Here is a 20003-nt window from a genome sequence, read left to right as displayed (position 1 = left end):
CGCCCCGTCAAACACGCTGGCCGAACGCAGGCTTTGGAGCGTGGGTAACCCGGCAGGACGCCGGGTTAGCCGCGCTGGGCCAAGGATGGCCCATCGCGGCGGCCCACGTTCCAAAGCCGGAGTGAGGGCACACCGAGCCTAGGCGAGGTGCCGAGTGTTGGGGCGAAGCGTTTTTGGTTACTTTTGGCGCTCTTCCAAAAGTGACCCGCCGTAAGGGCGGAACCATAGGTAGCCGTGACCGCAGCAACGGATATGTACTCACCCAAACCCAGCGGAGATTAAAGCCCTTCCAACTCCGCCATCAAATCACTCAACCGATCCACCTTCTCCGCACTGATCTCATTAGCCGCCAGCCCCTCGATGTACTCGGCCAATTCCGCCACCGTGCTGCACTCGAACATCGCCCGCAGCGGCACGTCCCGTTGCAAGGTCTTCTGCACGCGCGACGCAATTTGCGTGGCCAGCAGCGAGTGCCCGCCCAGTTCGAAGAAGTTGTCCTGTACCCCTACCCGTTCGACTTTGAGCACCTCGGCCCAGATCGCGGCCAGGGTGTTTTCCAGTTCGTTGCGCGGCGCCAGGTAGTCCTGGCCGTGCAACTGACCGATCTCCAGTTCCGGCAGGGCGTTGCGGTCGAGTTTGCCGTTGGCGTTGAGCGGCAGGCGCTCGAGCCATAGCCAGTGCAGCGGCACCATGTATTCCGGCAGTTCGGCGCGCAGGCGTTGCTTGATGCGGTCCAGGCGTTCGCTTGTATTCAGGGCTTCGTCGGCGGCCACCAGGTAACCCACCAGATGCTTGCCGTTGGCGCCTTCGTGCACGCCCACTGCCGCATCGCGGAGCTCCGGTTGTTCGTGCAGGCGCGCTTCGATTTCACCCAGTTCGATGCGGTAGCCGCGAATCTTCACCTGATGGTCGATACGTCCGACGTACTCCAGCACGCCATCGCTGCGCCGCCGTGCCAGGTCGCCGGTGCGGTACAGGCGCTCACCCGGTGCGCCGAACGGGTTCGGCACAAACACCTGGGCGGTGCGCAGCGGATCGCTGACATATCCGCGGCCCACACCGGTGCCGGCCACACACAGCTCACCGACCGCCCCTTGGGGCACCAATTCCAGCGCGCCATCCACTACGTACAAACGGTTATTGTCCGTCGGCGTACCAATCGGCAGGTAAGTGCCACGGGTGGACGCCGGATCGACGCGGAAGAACGCCACATCGTCCGAACATTCCGCCGGGCCGTAGGCGTTGACCAGGCCGATATCCGGGTAACGCAACAACCACTGGTGCGCCAGCTCCGGCGGCATCGCTTCACCGGTCGGCAGCATCCAGCGCAAACCGTCCAGGCTGATGCGATCCTGGGCGAGCATGCCCTGGATCAGCGACGGCACGCTTTCCAGCACAGTGATGCCGTGTGCTTGGACGTGCGCCAGCAAGCCCTGCGGATCGTGGGCGATGCTGTTCGGCACAATATCCACCCGCGCACCGAACAGCGGCGCGGCGAGGAATTGCCACACGGAAATATCGAAGCTTTGCGAGGCCGTCTGGGCGATCACATCCGTCGCGCTCAGTTGCAGGTACGGCACCTTGCTCAATTGGTTGTTGAGCATGCCGCGCTGTTCGACCATCACGCCTTTGGGCAGGCCGGTGGAGCCCGAGGTGTAGATCACGTAGGCAAGGTTGTCGGGGCCGCTGTAGATGCCCGGATTTTCCCCACGGGCAGGCACTTCCTCCCACACCAGCAACTGACAGTCGACGCCGTCCAGCAGCTCGATGGCCTGCTCGCGACACGCCTCGGTGCATACCAGCAACGGTGTACGACTCAGGTCGATGATGCGGCTCAGGCGCTGGCTCGGCAGGCCCGGGTCCAACGGCAGGTAACCGGCGCCGGCCTTGAAGCTGCCGATGATCATGCCCAGCAGGTCCAGGTTACGCTCGGCCAGCAACGCTACCGGTTGGTCCAGGCCGACGCCTGCCGCAATCAGCGCATGACCCAGGCCGTTACTGCGGCGGTTCAACTCGTCATAGCTCCATTGCTGGTCCAGGCAGCTGGCGGCGATACGCTGCGGATCACCGCTCACCTGGGCTTCGAACAACTCGACATAGCTGCGCTCCAGCGGGTAGTCGTGTTCGCTCTGGTTGCAGCCGTCCAACAGGAACGCGCGCTCCTGCTCGCCCATCAGCGGCAAGTCGGCCATATCACCGTGGAAGCCCTGCACCAGCGCCAGCAGCAGGCGCTTGAATTCGCCAAGCATGCCTTGCACGGTGGTTTCGTCGAAGTAACGCTGGTCGTAGGACAGGTGCAGACCGAGGTCATCCCCCGGATAGCACACGGCAGTCAGCGGGAAGTTGGTGTGGGTGCGACCGGAGTCCGAGGTGGCATTCAGGCTGTGGGCGCGGTCCAGCACCGAGACTTCCACCGGGGCATTTTCGAACACGAACAGGCTGTCGAACAGCGGCTGGCCCTTGGGCAGTTCGCTGTGTTCCTGGATCGTCACCAGCGGCAGGTATTCGTACTCGCGAAGCTGCATATTGCTGTCGAGCAACGCACTCAACCACTGGCGTACGCTGCAGCGCTGGTCGTCCTCGGGCAGCTTCACCCGCAGGGCGATGCTGTTGATAAACAGGCCGACGGTACGTTGCATCTCGGGCATTTCTACCGGGCGCCCGGCCACGGTGACGCCGAACAGCACGTCACGGTCGCCGCTCAAGCGCCGCAGCACCAAGGCCCAGGCCGCCTGGGCAAAGGTGTTGACGGTGAGTTGATGGGCCTGGGCCAGTTCGCGCAGTTGCGCACCGTCACGGGCGTCGAGCCGGGTGTAGCAGTCGCCCACCACCATGCCGCCGCTGTGGCCGGCATGTTCGCGCAGGAACGGCCGGTCGCTCGGGATCGGCGTCGTGCGCTCGAACCCTTGCAGGTTCTGCTGCCACCACTGGCGTGCTTCGGCGAGGTTCTGGCGTTGCAGCCAGGCGATGTAGTCGCGGTAGCGCGGCGGCGTAGCCAGTTGTGCCTCGCGGCCTTCGCCGAGGGCCATGTAAATATCAAAGAAGTCATTCATCAGCAGCGAACGGCACCAGGCATCGATCAGGATGTGGTGGTTGCTCATCATGAACCAGTAGCGCGCTTCGCCGACGCGGATCAGGCGCAGGTGGAACGGCGCCTGGTTGAGCAGATCGAAACCGGCTTCGCGCTCGGCCTTGAGCAGCGCTTGCAGGCGCGGTTCCTGTTCGCTTTCCGGATCGGCACTCCAGTCCAGGTACTCAATCGGCGTGCTACCCGGCTTGTGAATCACTTGCAGCATGTCTTCACCGACGTTCCAGCAGAACGAGGCGCGCAAGGCTTCGTGGCGGGCGATCACCGCTTGCCAGGCCTGGGCGAAACGCTCGGGGTCGAGGGCACTGTTGATGCGGTAGCGGTCCTGCATGTAGTAGAGGCCGGTGCCCGGTTCGAGCAGGGTGTGCAGCAGCAGGCCTTCTTGCATCGGGGTCAGCGGGTACACGTCTTCGATGGCGCTGGCCGGTACCGGCAAGGCATCCAGTTGCGACTGGGTCAGGCGGGCCAGGGGGAAGTCGGACGGCGTGAGGCCGCCGGCGTTGTCCTCCAGGCAATGGGCGACCAACGCTTGCAGTTCGGCCAGGTAGGCCTGCGCCAGATCCTGGATGGTCTGCTGGTCGTGGCGTTCGCGGCTGAAGGTCCAGCGCAGCACCAATTCGCCGCCGTACACCTGGCTGTCGACGCTCAGCTCGTTGGGCAGCGGCGCGTCCGGGTCATGGGCCAGGCCCGCCGATTCGTCCAGCGGATGGAACAGTGCATCGGTGCCGAAGCTCTGGTCGAACTGGCCGAGGTAGTTGAAGGTGATCTGCGCGCTTGGCAGAGCGGCCATGCTTTGTTTGCACGCGTCGTCCGCCAGGTAGCGCAGCACGCCATAACCCAAGCCTTTATGGGGCACAGCACGCAGCTGTTCCTTGATCGCCTTGATCGAGTCGCCCTGCCCGACGTGCGGGGTCAAGCGCAGCGGGTAAGCGCTGGTGAACCAGCCGACGCTGCGGGTCAGGTCGATGTCGTCGAACAGGCTTTCGCGGCCATGGCCTTCCAGTTGGATCAACGCCGAATCATGCCCGCTCCAGCGGCACAGCACACGTGCCAGGGCAGTCAGCAGCAGGTCGTTGACCTGGGTGCGGTAGGCGCTTGGCGCCTGTTGCAGCAACTGGCGGGTGTGTTCGGCATCCAGGCGCACGCTGACCGTATCGGCATCGCGATTGCGCAGCGAACCGTGCGGGCGGGCCACGGGTAATACCGCGTCAGGGCCGGCTAACCGGTCCTGCCACACGCTCAACTCTTCACGCAGGGATTCGCTGCCGGCATACGCCTGCAAGCGTGCGGCCCAGTCACGCAGGGCGCTGGTCTTGGCCGGCAGGCTGACGGACTGGCCGTCGCTGAGCTGGCGATAAACGTTTTGCAGGTCTTCGAGCAACACGCGCCACGACACACCGTCCACCACCAGGTGATGGATCGCGATCAGCAAGCGTTGCTGACCTTGCGGCCCATCCACCAGCAAGGCGCGCAACAGCGGGCCGTGTTCCAGGTCGAGGCTGCGCTGGGTGTCGGTGAACAGCGCGGTGCACTGCGCCATATCGCGCACTTGCGCCTGCATCAGCACGCCGCCCTGGGGCACGGCCAAGTGTTCGGCATGCCATTGCGCATCGCGCCGGGTGAAGCTCAGGCGCAAGGCGTCGTGGTGTTCCAGTACCGCCAGCAGCGCTTGCTCCAGGCGATGAGGGTCGAGCAGTTGCAGCGGTTTGAGCACCAGCGCCTGGTTCCAGTGCTGACGCGCAGGAATATCGGTGTCGAAGAACCAGTGCTGGATCGGCGTGAGGCCCGAGCGGCCGGTGAGCACGCCTTGCTCGGCGATGATCTGCTCGGCGCGCGTGGCGACCGCGGCCAGGGTTTGCACGGTCTGGTGCTGGAACAGGTCACGAGGGCTGAAATGAATCCCCGCCTGCCGTGCGCGGCTGACCACCTGGATCGACAGGATCGAATCGCCGCCCAGTTCAAAGAAGTTATCGTCGAGGCCGACTTGCTGCACGTTCAACACCGCGCACCAGATCGACGCCAAGGTGCTTTCCAGCTCGTTGCGCGGCGCCACGTAGTGTTGGCGATTGGCCTCGGGGTCGGGTTGCGGCAAGGCGCGGCGGTCGAGCTTGCCGTTGGCGGTGAGCGGCATGCTGTCGAGCACGATCAGGTGCGCGGGCACCATGTAGTCCGGCAGTTGTGCCTTGAGATGGGCCTTGAGCGCGTCACGCAAGGTGGCGTGGTCGGCGTCGCTGACCAGGTACGCCACCAGCTGCTTGCCACTCGGCGAATCCAGCGCCAGCACCACCGCTTCACGTACGGCGGCGTGCTCCAGCAGGCGGGTTTCGATCTCGCCCAGCTCGATCCGGAAACCGCGAATCTTCACCTGATGGTCGATGCGCCCCAGGTACTCCACCAGGCCATCGGCGCGTTGGCGCACCAGGTCGCCGGTGCGATACAGGCGACCGCCAGCGGCGGCAAACGGGTCGGCGACAAACCGCTCGGCCGTCATCCCCGGACGTTCGTGGTAACCCTGGGCCAGACCGGCGCCGCCGACATACAACTCGCCGGTCGCGCCTTGAGGCACCAGTGCCAGGTCGGCGTCGAGAATGTAGGCCACGCGGTCGCCGATGATGCTGCCGATCGGCACACTGGCGGCGCCCTCCTCCAGTTGCTGCGGCGCGAGGCTGGCCAGGGGCATGACCACGGTTTCGGTCGGGCCGTAGGCGTTGAAAAACACCTCGGGCTGGAACGCCGCACGGATACGCTGCACGTGTTCGCCGGTCAGCGCTTCGCCGCCGGTGATGCACATGCGCACCGGCAAGGTCTGCTGCTGGGTCGCGAGCCACTGCGCCAACTGGCTGCCGTAGCTCGGGGTAAAACCGAGGATGTTGATGCGATGGGTACGAATCAGCCCGCAGATTTCCTCGGCATCCCACTGGCCCTGGGCGCGCAGGACCACCTGCGCACCGCTGAGCAGCGGCACCAGCAAACGCTCGGTGGCGGCGTCGAAGTTGATCGAATAAAAGTGCAGCTCGCAATCGTCCGGGCGCATGCCGAAGCGCTCGATCACGGCCTGGCAATGCATGGCGATTTCACCGTGGGACACCACCACGCCCTTGGGTTTACCGGTGGAGCCGGAGGTGTAGATCAGGTAGGCCTGATGCTGCGGCACGCTGATAAACGGCAGCTCGCCGACGGGGTAATTCGCCAGCACCGGCAAGTCATCTTCCAGGCACCAGCAGGCCACGGTCGCCGGCAATTCGCCGAGGGCTTCGAACATCGCCGCATCACTGAGCAACAGGCCGATGCCACTGTCTTCGATCATGTAGTGCAGGCGGTCCAGCGGGTATTCCGGGTCCAGCGGCACATAGGCGCCACCGGCCTTGAGGATCGCCAGCAGGCCGATGACCATTTCCAGCGAGCGCGGCAGCGCCAGGCCGACACGCACCTGCGGGCCGACGCCGCGCTCGCGCAGCATCCACGCCAGGCGATTGGCGCGGGCGTCCAGTTCGGCATAAGTGAGGGTGACACCGGCAAAGGTCAGCGCCGGGGCCTGCGCACGCTTGAGCGCCTGCTGGCTGAACAGTTGATGGATGCACTGGTCGAGACGATGCTCGCCGGCTTCCACGCCCAGGCTGTCCTGCAACGCACGTTGCTCGGTGGCGCTCAGCAACGGCAGTTCGCTGAGGCATTGTTGCGGATTGGCGATCAACGCTTCGAGCAGGTTGCGCCAATGCTCGGCCATGCGCGCAATGCGTGGTTCATCGAACAAATCAGTGCTGTAGGTCAGGCAGCAACCCAGGCGATGATCGAGGTCGGTGACTTCCAGGTTGAGGTCGAACTTGGTCGCGCGGGCATCGTTGGCCAGGTAGTCGACGGTCATGCCGGCCAGTTGGCGGCTCTGCTGGAATTCCCAGCGCTGCACGTTGCACATCACCTGGAACAGCGGGTTGTACGCCGCGCTGCGTGGCGGTTGCAGGGCTTCCACCAGATGGTCGAACGGCAGGTCCTGATGGGACTGGCCTTCGATCACGGTGTGGCGGACCTGCTCGAACAGCTCGGCAACATTCATCTGCCCAGTGAGCTGGCAACGCAGCACCTGGGTGTTGAGGAACGCCCCGATCAGCCCTTCGCTTTCCGGGCGAATGCGGTTGGCCACCGGCGCGCCGATGCGCAGGTCGGTCTGGCCGCTGTAGCGGTAGAGCAACACCGCCAGGGTGGCCGTCATGGTCATGAACAGGGTCAGGCCACGTTCGGCGTTGAAGGCACGCACACGAGCGGCGAGATCGGCGCTGAGGTCGAAGCGGTACAGCTCGCCCCGGTGACTTTGCACCGGTGGCCGCGGACGGTCGCCGGGCAATTCGAGCAATGGGTGTTCGTTGCCCAGTTGCGCGGTCCAGTAATCCAGCTGGCGTTGGCGCTCGCCAGACTCCAACCATTGGCGTTGCCACACGCTGTAGTCCAGGTACTGCACCGGCAACGGCGCCAGCGGTGACAGGCGCTCATCGATAAACGCTTCGTACAGCGCGCTGAGTTCACGGGCAAAGATGTCCATGGCCCAGCCTTCGGTGACGATATGGTGCAGGGTCAGCACCAGGTAGTGCTCCTGCTCGCCGGCCTTGACCAGGCAGGCGCGCAGCAGCGGCCCGGTTTCCAGGTTGAACGGCGTGTGGGCTTCAACATCGGCCAGTTGCTGCAGACGCTGCTCACGTGCGCTTTCGTCCAGTGCAGAAATATCCTGCCAATCCATGCGCAGGCCGGTCTGCGCCGAGACCTTTTGACAGGCCACGCCGTCGACGCTCGGAAAGGTGGTGCGCAGGGTTTCGTGGCGCAGGATCAATGCCTGCAACGCCGCTTCGAAACGCGCCACATCCAGCACACCGCGCAGGCGCGCCATGCCGCCGACGTTGTAGGCCGGACTGTCCGGTTCCATCTGCCACAGGAACCACATGCGCTGCTGGGAATACGACAACGGCACCGGCACGCTGCGGTCGACGGTGGCGATTGCGGTTTGCTGGTTGCGTTGGCCGCTGGCCTGGATCAGGCCGACTTGCTCGGCAAAAGCGCCCAGCTCGCTGGCTTCGAACAAGGTGCGCAACGGCAGTTCGACGTCGCAGGCCTGGCGGGTGCGGGAGATGATTTGCGTGGCCAGCAACGAGTGGCCGCCGAGGGCGAAAAAGTCATCGCGCAGGCCGATACGGGGCACGCCCAGCACTTCACGCCAGATCGCTGCAATCTGCTGCTGCAAGGGTGTTTCGGGCTCGACGTGTTCGCGGGTTTGCCACACCGGCGCCGGCAACGCGCGACGGTCGAGCTTGCCGCTGGGGCTCAGCGGCATCGCGTCCAGGCGCATCAGTTGCGCGGGCACCATGTACTCCGGCAACTCGGCGGCCAGAGCGGCTTTTACGTCCTGTTCGTCCAGCGCGGTATGGGCGGTGTAGTAACCGATCAACTGCGCGTCACGCACCAGCACCACGGCCTGGGCGATACCGTCCAGGGCCAGCAGGCGCGCTTCGATTTCTTCCGGCTCCACCCGGAAGCCGCGCAGCTTGACCTGCTGGTCGAGACGGCCAAGGTATTCAAGCACGCCATCTGCACTCCAACGTGCGCGGTCACCGGTGCGATACAGGCGCGCGCCGGCCTCGCCCAGCGGGTCGGCGACAAAGCGCTCGGCGGTCAAACCGGCACGCCCAAGGTAACCGCGCGCCAGGCCGATGCCACCAATGCACAGTTCACCCGGCACACCGGCCGGCAACGGGTTGAGCTGCTCGTCCAGCACGCGGCAGATCACATTGCCCAGCGGCCGGCCAATCGGCGAGCGCTCGCCATCCTCGGCAGTGCAATGCCAGTGGGTAACGTTGATCGCCGTCTCGGTCGGGCCATAGCGGTTGTGCAATTGCACCGCCGGCAACTGCGCCAATACGCGATTGCGCAACTCGGCGGGCAAGGCCTCGCCACCGGAGAACAGGCGACGCAGGCTGGTGCACTCGGCCACCAGCGGTTCGTCGATAAACAGCTGCAACAGCGGCGGCACAAAGTGCAGCGTGGTCACGCCGTACGCCTGCACCAACTGCGCGATGCGGTGCGGATCGCGATGTTCGCCAGGGCCGGCCAGCATCAGGCGGCAGCCGGTGATCAGCGGCCAGAAGCACTCCCACACCGACACGTCGAAACTGATCGGCGCCTTTTGCATCAGCACGTCGCTGTCATTCAGTTGATAGGTGGCCTGCATCCACTGCAAGCGCTCGGCCAGGGCCGCGTGGGTATTGCCCACGCCCTTGGGCTGGCCGGTGGAGCCGGAGGTGTAGATCACATAGGCGAGGTTGTCGCCGTGCAGGTGCAGGCCCGGTGGCTGGGTCGGCCAACCGTCGAGGTGCAGGGTGTCCATGGCAATCACGCACACGCCTTCGGCACTCGGCACGCGGTCCAGCAACGCGGTCTGGGTCAGCAGCAGGTGCACGCCGCTGTCCTTGAGCATGTAGGCCAGGCGCTCGGCAGGGTAATCCGGGTCCAGCGGCACATAGGCGCCACCGGCCTTGATGATCGCCAGCAGGCCGGCCAGCAACTGCGGCGAACGCTCGGCGGCGATGGCCACGCACACGTCCGGGCCGACACCTTTGTCACGCAGGTAATGGGCCAGGCGGTTGGCCTGGGTGTGCAGTTGGGCGAAGGTCAGGCTGCCGTCCTGCCAGACCAGCGCGGTGGCGTCCGAGGTGTGTTGGTTGAGCAGTTCGGGCAGCCAGTGTTGAGCCGGTGCGCACGGCGCCTGGCTCCACGCTGGCTGTTCGTCCTGCTGCATCAGCTGGAGGTCGCCGATGGCCTGTTGCGGTTGTTCGCACACGGCCTGCAGCAGGTGAATGAAGTGCTCGGCCAGGCGCTGGATGGTCGCGCTGTCGAACAGTTCATCGGCGTAGTCGAAGGACAGGCTCAAACGCCCGTTGCGGTCTTCTTCGCTGTGCAGTTGCAGGTCGAACTTGGCTTCGCGGCTGTGCCAGGGCAGCTCATCGGCGAGCATGCCCGGCAGACGGCGCAAGGCGCTGAGGTCACGTTGCTGGTGGTTGAACATGACCTGGAACAGGCCCTGTTCGCGGGCTTGCGGGAAGGCTTCCAGCAGTTGCTCGAACGGCAGGTCCTGGTGGGCCTGGGCGCCCAGTGCAGTCTCGCGGGTGGCGGCCAGCAGCTCAGTGAAAGGCAAGCGTCCGTCCAGCTCGGCACGCAGCACCAGGGTGTTGATAAAGAAGCCGATCAGGCCCTGGGTTTCCTGGCGCGGGCGGTTGGCATTGGGCACGCCGATGCGGATATCGCGCTGGCCGCTGTAGCGGTAGAGCAAGGTCTGGAACGCCGCCAGCAACAGCATGAACGGCGTGGACTGGTTGGCCTGGGCGGTCTGGCGAATCGCTTCGCTGAGGCTGACACTCAAGCGCGCACTATGGCGCGACGCACTGTGGCGTTGCTGGGCCGCACGCGGGTGGTCGGTGGCCAGGCTCAGGGTCGGGTGCTCGTCCCCCAGTTGGGCTTTCCAGTACGCCAGTTGGCGCTGGCCTTCACCGTCGGCCAGCCATTGGCGCTGCCAGCTGCCGTAGTCGGCGTACTGCAAGGCCAGTGGCGGCAACGTCAGGGCCTGGCCCTGGCGTGCGGCGGCGTAGAGACGCGAGAACTCGTCGATGAGGATATTCAACGACCAGCCGTCCGCGATGATGTGGTGCAGGGTCACCAGCAACTGGTGATCCTCATCGTCCAGGCGCACCAGGGTCACCCACAGCAGCGGGCCTTTTTCCAGGTCGAACTGGGTGCGGGCTTCGTCCTCGCGGATCTGTTGCGCGCGGGCTTCACGCTCGGCGGAGGGCAAATCACTGAGGTCGATGATTTGCAGGTCGAAATCGCTGTGGGCATCCACACGCTGGAAGGCCTGGCCATCACGTTCATAGAAGCGTGTGCGCAGGGCTTCGTGGCGCTGGATCAGGTACTGGAAGCTTGAGCGCACCGCGTCTTCATCCAGTTCGCCACGCAAACGCAGGGCGCCGGGGATGGTGTAGGCGCTGCTTTGCGGGTCCAGTTGCCAGGTGATCCACAGGCGGTTCTGGGCCAGGGATTGCGGCAGCTCTTCCTGGCGTGACAAGGCATGAATAGCACCTTGGGCGATGCCGCCGTCCTGTTGCAGTTGCGCCACGTTGGCAGCAAATGCAGACAGCGTCGGCGCCTCGAACAGCAGGCGCAGGTTCAGCTCCAGGCCGAGGGTTTCGCGCAGGCGCGCGACCACTTGGGTGGCGGTGATGGAGTTGCCGCCGAGCAGGAAGAAGTGATCATCGGCCGCCACCGTGGCGACCTGCAACTGCTCGCACCAGATCGCGGCGATCTGGCTTTGCAGTTCGGATTCCAGCGCAACAGCGCTCGCCTGCGCGTGCAGATCGGGAAACTGCGCGTAGCAGTCGAGGCTGCCGTCGGCCTGCCGAAGCGCGCACGCCGCACGCTGCACCTTGCCGCTGGAGGTCTTGGGCAAGCCGCCGGGGTTGAGCAACACCACCACGCACGGCGCCTCTTGATAGGCCTCGGCCACGGCTTGGCGGATAGCTTTGATCAGCGCTTCAGGCGGCAGGATTTTCTGCACGCTGCGGCTTATTTCCGCGGCGATGCCGATGCCTTCCAGGCCGTTGTCATTCACCGCAAACGCGGCGACCCGGCCCTTGCGCACCAGTTCCACTTCGCGCTCGATGGTCTGTTCGATGTCCTGGGGGTACAGGTTGTGGCCGCGCACGATCAGCAGGTCTTTCAGGCGGCCGGTGATGTACACCTCGCCCTCGCGGATAAAGCCCAGGTCACCGGTGCGCAGCCAGGTGCGGCCGGCATGCTGCACGAAGGTCTTGGCGCTGGCCTCCGGGTTGCGCCAGTAGCCGTGGGCGATGCTCGGGCCGCTGGCCCAGAGTTCGCCAACATGGTTGTCGGCCAGCTCGGCCAGTGTGTGCGGGTCGGCGATCAGTACCGCGTGTTCCGGCTGGCGGGTGCCGCAACTCATGATCGCACTGCCCTGCCCCGGCTCGGCGCGGTTGGCGGCCAGGGCCTGCTCGTCGACACGTAGCGCGGGGATGCCATGGCCACGCCGGCCGCCGGCGACAAACAGAGTGGCTTCGGCCAGGCCGTAGGAGGCGAAGAAATTATTCGGGGTAAACCCGCAGGCGGCGAACTTCTCGGCGAAGCGCTCCAGGGTGTCGAGGCGGATCGGTTCGGAGCCGGAATAGGCCACGCGCCAGCGGCTCAAGTCCAGGCGTTCCAGGGCCGTCTCGCTGACCCGCTCGCTGCACAGGCGGTAGGCGAAATCCGGCCCGCCGCTGATGGTGCCACGGTATTCGCTGATCGCTTCGAGCCAGCGCAACGGCCGGCCGAGGAAGTAGGCCGGCGACATCAACACACACGGCACGCCGCTGAAGATCGGTTGCAGCAGGCCGCCGATCAGGCCCATGTCGTGGTACAGCGGCAACCAGCTGACGATCACATCGTCAGGGTTCAGGTCGATGCCAAAGCCGCGCCGTATCAGCACTTCGTTGGCCACCAGGTTGCCGTGGCTGACTTGCACGCCCTTGGGCAACGCGGTGGAACCGGAGGTGTATTGCAGGAAGGCGATGTCATCGGGGTGCAGGTCGGGGGCGCTCCAGGCGCCGGCGATCTGTGCTTCGAGGGTGTCGACACTCAGCACCGGCGGCGCGTTTTCGATCTGCGCGAGGCCATCGGCCAGGCTGGCGATGGTCAGCAGCAGGCGTGGTTCGGCGTCACCGATAATCGACAGTAAGCGCTCCTGGTGATGACGGCGGGTGGACTCCGGCGGGTAGGCCGGCACCGCGATCACCCCGGCGTACAGGCAGCCAAAGAACGCCGCGACGTAGTCCGGGCCACTGGGGAACAACAGCACCGCGCGGTCGCCCAACTCGGCGTTGGCCTGCAAGGCGGCGGCGATGGTGCGGGCGCGTTGGTCCAGGTCACGGTAACTGAGCACCACGTTATGCTCGGCCGACTCGGCGAGGAAGCGCAGGGCGACCTGGTCCGGGGTCTGCGCGGCGCGACGTTGAAGGGACTCGACCAGGGTGCGGGGAAGTTCGAAGGCGTCCATCATGGGGTTCCTGCCTGAAATCGGCTTACGGGAAATGCGGGAATGGGAGAGCGATCAGCCGGCGGCCAATTGCCGCGCCGCGCCGTTGCGCCAGCGGGCCAGGTGTTCGTCGGCGTAGCGCCGCACGCAGCGCAGTACGGCGCTTTCGTGTTGGATAAGGAAGAAGTGGTGGCCGTCGAACATGTCCAGGGAAAAGCCACTGGCGGCATCGAGTTGCCAGTCGAGCAACTGGTCGGCGCGCACGCTGTCCTGCGTGCCGCCAAACACATGGATCGGCATGCCCAGCGGCTCGCGCTCGCCGTAGGTGAAGCTGCCGCACAGCAGGAAGTCGGCGCGCAGGATCGGCAGCATCAACTGCATCAACTCGGGGTTGGCCAGGGCTTCTTCGGCGGTGCCTTGCAGTTCGCGCAGGCGGACGATCAGTTGCGCGTCGGTCTTCTCGATGGCGTATTCGCTGACATCACGCCGAGCCGGACCGGCCGTGCCGGAGGCGAACAGCGCCAGCGGCGCAGGGACATTTCGTGCGTTTAACGCGTGGGCCAATTCAAAGGCCAGCAGGCCGCCGAGACTATGGCCGAACAACGCATAAGGGCCGCTCAAGTCGCCGCTGATTTCATCCGCGAGCTGCGCCGCCAAGGCCTTGATATCGCGCTGCAGGGGCTCGTCCATGCGCATGCCACGGCCGGGCAATTCCAGCGGGCACACCTGCAACCACTCCGGCAACGTGCGGCGCCAACGTGCGTAAACCATGGCGCTGGCGCCCGAATAGGGCAGACAGAACAGGCGCAGTCGAGTCGGCGTAGTCATCCCGCGACGACTCCAAACTGAAACACGCTGTGTGCACGATAAAAACCCATGTCGTCCTCCTGCGGGTGCTGATCCCTGGCCGCTTGACTAACGGACCTGTCACCCAGAAGAACGGACGGCACCGGCAAATAATTAGTCGCCGGGTACCTGCGAGACGTGGTTCACACCAAACAAGAAAGCATAAGATTAGTTCGCCTTCTCATTTGACAATCATTATCATTAAGCATAATTTGTTGCCCGATGTGTAGGAGGCCTCAGCAAGGACGCCCTCCCCTAACCTCTTTTGCGACAAGGTGATTTCCATGACGGAACAAGTATCCACAGGCAGGTGCGACTCACCGCTTCTCCAGGCATTTGTCGACAATCGACTGATTCTGGTGAAGATTGCGGCACGTATTACCGGGTGCCGCTCCCGTGCTGAAGATGTAGTGCAGGACGCCTACTTCCGCCTGCAATCGGCGCCGACGATCACGTCATCGTTCAAGGCCCAACTGAGTTATCTGTTCCAGATCGTGCGCAACCTGGCGATCGATCACTATCGCAAGCAGGCCCTGGAACTCAAATATTCCGGGACGGAAGAGGAAGGCTTGAATGTGGTCATTCACGGCGCTTCACCGGAAACCTCCCACATCAATTTCAACACCCTGGAAAACATCGCAGACGCCCTGACGGAGTTGCCCCAGCGCACCCGCTACGCGTTCGAGATGTACCGCCTGCACGGTGTGCCGCAAAAGGACATTGCCAAAGAACTGGGGGTTTCACCGACGTTGGTGAACTTCATGATTCGCGATGCGCTGGTGCACTGCCGCAAGGTGTCGGGCAACCACAGCGATACATTTGCGCGGCGGGTTTGACCTCAGGGCACCGCCATCACATCGATGCGATACGGCTCGAAAATCTTCAGCATCTCGCCCTTGTCGCGCAGTCGCTTGAGCAACGCCGAAAACGCCTCGCCCGTGATCGGCGCCTTGGGCCGCAGCAACGCGTAGTGGTGATAGACCTGGTCGATGCGCTCCGAGACCAGGAACTGCCCGGCCATATCCGCATTGCGCACCATGAAGTCACTCAAGTACGAACGGGTTACCAAGGCGATGTCCGCCCGCCCGCGCGCAACCATCAGCAGGTTGCTGTCATGGGAGTAGGTCAACGTGGCGTTGAAGTGCTCAGCCAAGTACTTGGGGTCGGGGTTAAAGTTGGCAAAGGCGTAGTGATAACCGCTGAATACCGCCAGGCGCTTGCCGGTCAGGTCGGCGAAATAGCTTTGGTCACGGCCTGGATCATGCTGGGCAACGAAGATTTCCGCATCTTCAAGGCCCATATCGACGCTGGTGTGGGGAATCTTCTGCCAGCCCCAGTCGGGATTTTCGAAAATAGCCATGTCAATCCGGCCCTGCTCGAAATCGCGGAAGCGCCTGGGGATGGAGGTGGGCACCAGCACAAACTGGTAGTCGGTCTGCGAGGCGTTCAGGACCTCCACCAGTTGCGGCAACAAACCGGTATCGGCGCCCTGCTCCGGACGCACGGTGTAGGGTGGAAAATGCGCCGCGCCGATGCGCACCAGTTGCGCAGCCGAAGCCGGCAACCACGCTGCGGTGCCGAGAGCCCATAAAGTAAGTCCTGCAGCCAACCGCCATGGCGAAAACATCAAGGCACACACCGTTCAATACATCGATGTCGATAAGCTAGGCGTTTTTGTTCGGCTAGACAACTTTCCATCGACAAATTAAGAGCTTGCGCCTCAATCGGCCTTCAAAACCATCAACAAGGCTTCTTCGGCCAATTGCTCCAGGGTCAGGTTGCCCTCGGCACGAAACCAGGTAGTGGTCCAGGACAAGGCCCCGGTGAGGAAGCGTCGCGCAATAAACACATCACCCTTGATGTAGCCCGCCGCCTTGGCTTCGCCCAACACCTGCAGCCAAATGTCTTCGTACACATCGCGCAGCGCCAGTACCTGGGCCTGGGCGTCGGCCGACAACGAGCGCCACTCATACACCAGCACCGCCATGGCCTCGCCGCTGCCGCCCATGATCGATTGCAACTCGCAGCGAATCAGCGCCCGCACGCGTTCGCGCACGTTGGTCGCCTCCTCGAGCGAGGCGCGCATCAAGGCCGTGTTGTAGTGGATGGTTTCCTCCATCACCGCACGCAGGATCTCGTCCTTGCTCTTGAAGTGATGAAAGATGCTGCCGGACTGGATGCCCACGGCGCTGGCCAGGTCGCGCACGGTGGTGCGCTCAAAGCCCTTGTTGCGAAACAGGTGAGCCGCGGTTTGCAGCAACTTGCCACGGGCACTGTCGGGGTCGGTCAATTGGCCGCCGTCGACCATGGTGCGCATCACCCGCAGGGCTTTGTGCTCATCCATGCTGCTCTCCTCTACTTCTACTGACGTCTTGGCCGGCAATTTAGGCCGTGCCAGTCACCCAAGCAAGCGCTTGGCTAAAACTTGTGACCAGAGTTTACAAACCAAGCGCTTGCTTGGTAGTCTCGTTGCCAGCCATTCGAGGAAAGATTTCTCATGAGCAAGACGGTTCGTATCGGCTGCGCCAGCGCGTTCTGGGGTGACACCTGCACCGCTGCCGCGCAGTTGGTGCACGGCGGCAAGCTGGATTACCTGGTGTTCGACTACCTGGCGGAAGTCACGATGTCGATTCTCGCCGGTGCGCGAATGAAAGATCCTCAAGCCGGATACGCCACGGATTTCGTCGAGGTGCTCACGCCGCTGCTGGCCGAGATCCAGCACCAGGGCATCCGCGTGATCAGCAATGCCGGCGGCATCCACCCCCAGGCCTGCGCCACCGCCCTGCAAACCGCCTGCGATAAAGCCCAGATCCCGCTGAAAATCGCCGTGCTGCTGGGCGACGACCTGCAACCCCAGCTCAAGCACCTGCACGGCATCACCGACATGTTCAACGGCGCGCCGCTGCCGCCCATGTGCGTCTCCGCCAATGCCTACCTCGGTGCACCGGGCATCGCCCAGGCGCTGCAATTGGGCGCGGACATCGTCATCACCGGCCGCGTGGTCGACAGCGCAGTGGTCAGCGCGGCACTGGTGCATGAATTCGGATGGTCGTGGCAGGACTACGACCGCCTCGCCCAGGCAGCCTTGGCCGGGCATATCATCGAATGCGGCGCCCAATGCACCGGTGGCAACTTCACCGATTGGCGCGACGTGCCGGACTACGAGCACATCGGCTTTCCCATCGTCGAAGTCAGCGCCGACGGTCAATTCACCGTCAACAAGGTCGAGGGCAGCGGCGGACTGATCAGCGAACTGAGCGTGGCCGAACAGCTGCTGTATGAAATCGGCGACCCACGCGCTTATTTACTGCCCGATGTGATTTGCGATTTCAGCCAGGTGAAGTTGCAGCAACAAGGCAAACATTGCGTACGCCTGCACGGCGCCAAGGGCCTGCCGCCGACCGCGCAGTACAAGGTCAGCGCCACCTACCCGGAGGGCTTTCGCTGCACCGCCAGTTGCCTGATCGCCGGGATCGATGCGGTGGCCAAGGCCGAGCGCGTCAGCCAGGCGATCATCAACAAGACCTCGGAGCTGTTCAGCCAGCGCGGCTGGGCACCCTACACCGAAGTGAATATCGAACTGCTCGGCAGCGAAGCAACGTATGGCGCTCACGCCCAGCGCCACGACTGCCGCGAGGTGGTGGTCAAGCTGGCGGTGCGACACCCGAGCAAGCAAGCGCTGGTGCTGTTCGCACGCGAGATCGCCCAGGCCGCCACCGGAATGGCGCCGGGGTTGACCGGGATTGTCGGTGGCCGGCCAACGGTCTACCCGCTGATCCGCTTGTTCTCGTTCCGGATCGATAAGGCCGCCTGCGAGGTGGTGATCGACTTCCAGGGCCAACGCCACGTCTGCACGCTGCCCGTCGCCGACGCCCCCCTCATGCCTGCCGCCGCAATGGATCCGCCCAAACCCCTGGGCCGCGCCGACGCCAGCGTGGCGCTGGTGAAACTCGCCGTGGCGCGCTCCGGCGACAAGGGCAACCACAGCAATATCGGGGTCATTGCCCGAGCCCCCGAGTACCTGCCGTGGATTGCCGAAGCGCTGACGCCGGAGGTGCTCGTCGACTGGATGGGCCACGTGCTCGACCCCGTGCACGGCCGCGTCGAACGCTGGTATTTGCCCGGCAGTCACAGCCTCAATTTCCTGCTGGAAAACGCCTTGGGCGGTGGCGGCATCGCCAGCCTGCGCATCGACCCCCAGGGCAAGGCCTTCGCCCAGCAACTGCTGGAAATCCCCATCGCCGTGCCGCAACACATCGCCGATCAACTCACGTAAAGGAGCGTTGCCGTGGCCTTCGACTCGATCCTCAAAGCCGGTCTGTTCCAGGGCCGCACCGTGATCGTCACCGCTGCACAAGGCGGAGCAATAAACCATGCCGCTGATTGACAGCCTGATCGATCCCCACAGCCCCCAGTTCGCGCAGAACCGCCAGGCCATGCTCGAAGGTATCCAGCACCTGCGCCAACTGGAACACACCCTGCTCGCCAAGGCCGAGGAAGCCAGGCCCAAGTTCGACAAGCGCAGCCAACTGCTGCCGCGCGAGCGCCTCAACCTGCTGCTGGACCCTGGCGCGCCGTTCCTGGAACTGGCGAGCCTGGCGGGCTACAAGCTGCACGACGACAAGAACGGCAGCGCCGCCGGTGGTGGGTTGATCGCAGGCATCGGCTACGTCAGCGGCGTGCGCATGCTGGTGGTGGCCAATAACAGCGCGATCAAAGGCGGCACCCTTTCGCCCTCCGGCCTGAAAAAATCCCTGCGCCTGCAACAGATCGCCATGGAAAACAAACTGCCGGTGGTGACCCTCGCCGAAAGCGGCGGCGCCAACCTCAACTACGCCGCAGAGATTTTCGTCGAAGGCGCGCGCAGCTTTGCCAACCAGGCGCGCATGTCGGCCATGGGCTTGCCGCAGATCACCGTGGTGCACGGCTCGGCCACGGCGGGGGGTGCGTACCAGCCAGGGCTATCGGATTACGTGGTGGTGGTGCGCGGCAAGGCCAAGCTGTTCCTCGCCGGCCCGCCGCTGCTCAAGGCGGCGACCGGTGAAGTCGCCACCGATGAGGAACTGGGCGGCGCCGAGATGCATGCGCAAATCGCCGGCACCGCTGAATACCTGGCGGAAAACGATGCCGATGGCGTGCGCATCGTGCGCGAGATTGTCAGCCTGTTGCTCTGGAACGATCGCCTGCCACAGGCGCCAAAACGCACTTACGCCGAGCCGCTGTACCCCATCGACGACCTGCTGGGGCTGATCCCCGATGACGCCAAAAAACCCTACGACGTGCGCGAGATCCTCGCGCGCCTGGCCGACGGTTCGCAGTTCCTCGAATTCAAGGGAGAGTTCGACGCCCATACCGTCTGCGGCCATCTGCACATTCAAGGCCGTGCGGTCGGCGTGATCGGCAACAACGGCCCGATCACGCCCAAAGGCGCGAGCAAGGCGGCGCAGTTTATCCAGCTGTGCGACCAGAGCCGCACGCCGCTGTTGTTCATGCACAACACCACCGGCTTCATGGTGGGTACCGAAGCGGAGCAGCAAGGGGTGATCAAGCACGGCGCGAAGATGATCCAGGCCGTGGCCAACGCACGGGTACCTAAACTCACCGTGGTGGTCGGTGGCTCCTACGGCGCCGGCAACTATGCGATGTGCGGTCGCGGCCTGGACCCGCGCTTTATCTTCGCTTGGCCCAACAGCCGCACAGCGGTGATGGGCGGTGCGCAGGCGGGCAAGGTGCTGCGGATCGTCACCGAGGCCAAACAGCTGAAGGACGGTTTGGTGCCCGATCCCAAGGTGCTGGACATGCTTGAGCAGGTCACCGCGCAGAAACTCGACAGCCAGTCCACTGCACTCTATGGCAGCGCGAATCTGTGGGATGACGGGCTGATAGATCCACGGGATACCCGTACCTTGCTCGGCTTTCTGCTGGATATCTGTCACGAGGCCGAAGTCCGCGAGTTGCAGTCCAACAGCTTCGGTGTCGCGCGTTTCTAACAGGAGAACAAGAACA

At 64.2% G+C, this 20003-nt stretch carries 7 protein-coding genes; 3 read left to right on the top strand and 4 right to left on the bottom strand.

Annotated features, from left to right (window positions below; translation table 11 throughout):
- Positions 1–278: 278 nt before the first annotated feature.
- Both M2397_RS13455 and M2397_RS13450 read right to left on the bottom strand, forming a co-directional pair.
- Positions 279–13175, bottom strand: a complete 12897-nt coding sequence (locus M2397_RS13455; RefSeq protein WP_259243523.1) for a non-ribosomal peptide synthetase — start codon at positions 13173–13175, stop codon at positions 279–281.
- 51 nt (positions 13176–13226) lie between these two features.
- Complete coding sequence (locus M2397_RS13450; protein ID WP_259243522.1) at positions 13227–13979, bottom strand: thioesterase II family protein; 753 nt, start codon at positions 13977–13979, stop codon at positions 13227–13229.
- 302 nt (positions 13980–14281) lie between these two features.
- Here M2397_RS13450 and M2397_RS13445 point away from each other — a divergent pair, with 302 nt between their 5' ends.
- Complete coding sequence (locus M2397_RS13445; RefSeq protein ID WP_027603895.1) at positions 14282–14833, top strand: RNA polymerase factor sigma-70; 552 nt, start codon at positions 14282–14284, stop codon at positions 14831–14833.
- A gap of 2 nt (positions 14834–14835) precedes the next feature.
- Here the strand turns inward: M2397_RS13445 and M2397_RS13440 are convergent, their stop codons facing one another.
- Together M2397_RS13440 and M2397_RS13435 are read right to left on the bottom strand one after the other, a co-directional pair.
- Positions 14836–15624 (bottom strand): ABC transporter substrate-binding protein, encoded by a 789-nt coding sequence (locus M2397_RS13440; RefSeq protein ID WP_131698542.1) that lies wholly within the window; start codon positions 15622–15624, stop codon positions 14836–14838.
- A 93-nt stretch (positions 15625–15717) separates the two neighbouring features.
- Entirely contained in the window at positions 15718–16341 is a 624-nt protein-coding gene (locus tag M2397_RS13435; protein ID WP_145336956.1) for a TetR/AcrR family transcriptional regulator, read from the bottom strand.
- 153 nt (positions 16342–16494) lie between these two features.
- Here M2397_RS13435 and M2397_RS13430 point away from each other — a divergent pair, with 153 nt between their 5' ends.
- Both M2397_RS13430 and M2397_RS13425 read left to right on the top strand, forming a co-directional pair.
- Positions 16495–18273 (top strand): acyclic terpene utilization AtuA family protein, encoded by a 1779-nt coding sequence (locus M2397_RS13430; protein WP_259243520.1) that lies wholly within the window; start codon positions 16495–16497, stop codon positions 18271–18273.
- Positions 18274–18370: 97 nt separating this feature from the next.
- Entirely contained in the window at positions 18371–19987 is a 1617-nt protein-coding gene (locus M2397_RS13425) for an acyl-CoA carboxylase subunit beta (RefSeq protein WP_259243518.1), read from the top strand.
- The last annotated feature ends 16 nt before the right edge of the window (positions 19988–20003 follow it).

This window comes from Pseudomonas sp. BIGb0381, from assembly GCF_024809815.1.
GTDB lineage: Bacteria > Pseudomonadota > Gammaproteobacteria > Pseudomonadales > Pseudomonadaceae > Aquipseudomonas.
This window is presented reverse-complemented; position numbering and strand designations above follow the sequence as displayed.

Bases quoted from the DNA above. Each gene is read 5' to 3' on its own strand.
- M2397_RS13455 (WP_259243523.1), bottom strand. From the start codon at position 13,175: ATGATGGACGCCTTCGAACTTCCCCGCACCCTGGTCGAGTCCCTTCAA.
- M2397_RS13450 (WP_259243522.1), bottom strand. From the start codon at position 13,979: ATGACTACGCCGACTCGACTGCGCCTGTTCTGTCTGCCCTATTCGGGC.
- M2397_RS13445 (WP_027603895.1), top strand. From the start codon at position 14,282: ATGACGGAACAAGTATCCACAGGCAGGTGCGACTCACCGCTTCTCCAG.
- M2397_RS13440 (WP_131698542.1), bottom strand. From the start codon at position 15,624: ATGTTTTCGCCATGGCGGTTGGCTGCAGGACTTACTTTATGGGCTCTC.
- M2397_RS13435 (WP_145336956.1), bottom strand. From the start codon at position 16,341: ATGGATGAGCACAAAGCCCTGCGGGTGATGCGCACCATGGTCGACGGC.
- M2397_RS13430 (WP_259243520.1), top strand. From the start codon at position 16,495: ATGAGCAAGACGGTTCGTATCGGCTGCGCCAGCGCGTTCTGGGGTGAC.
- M2397_RS13425 (WP_259243518.1), top strand. From the start codon at position 18,371: ATGCCGCTGATTGACAGCCTGATCGATCCCCACAGCCCCCAGTTCGCG.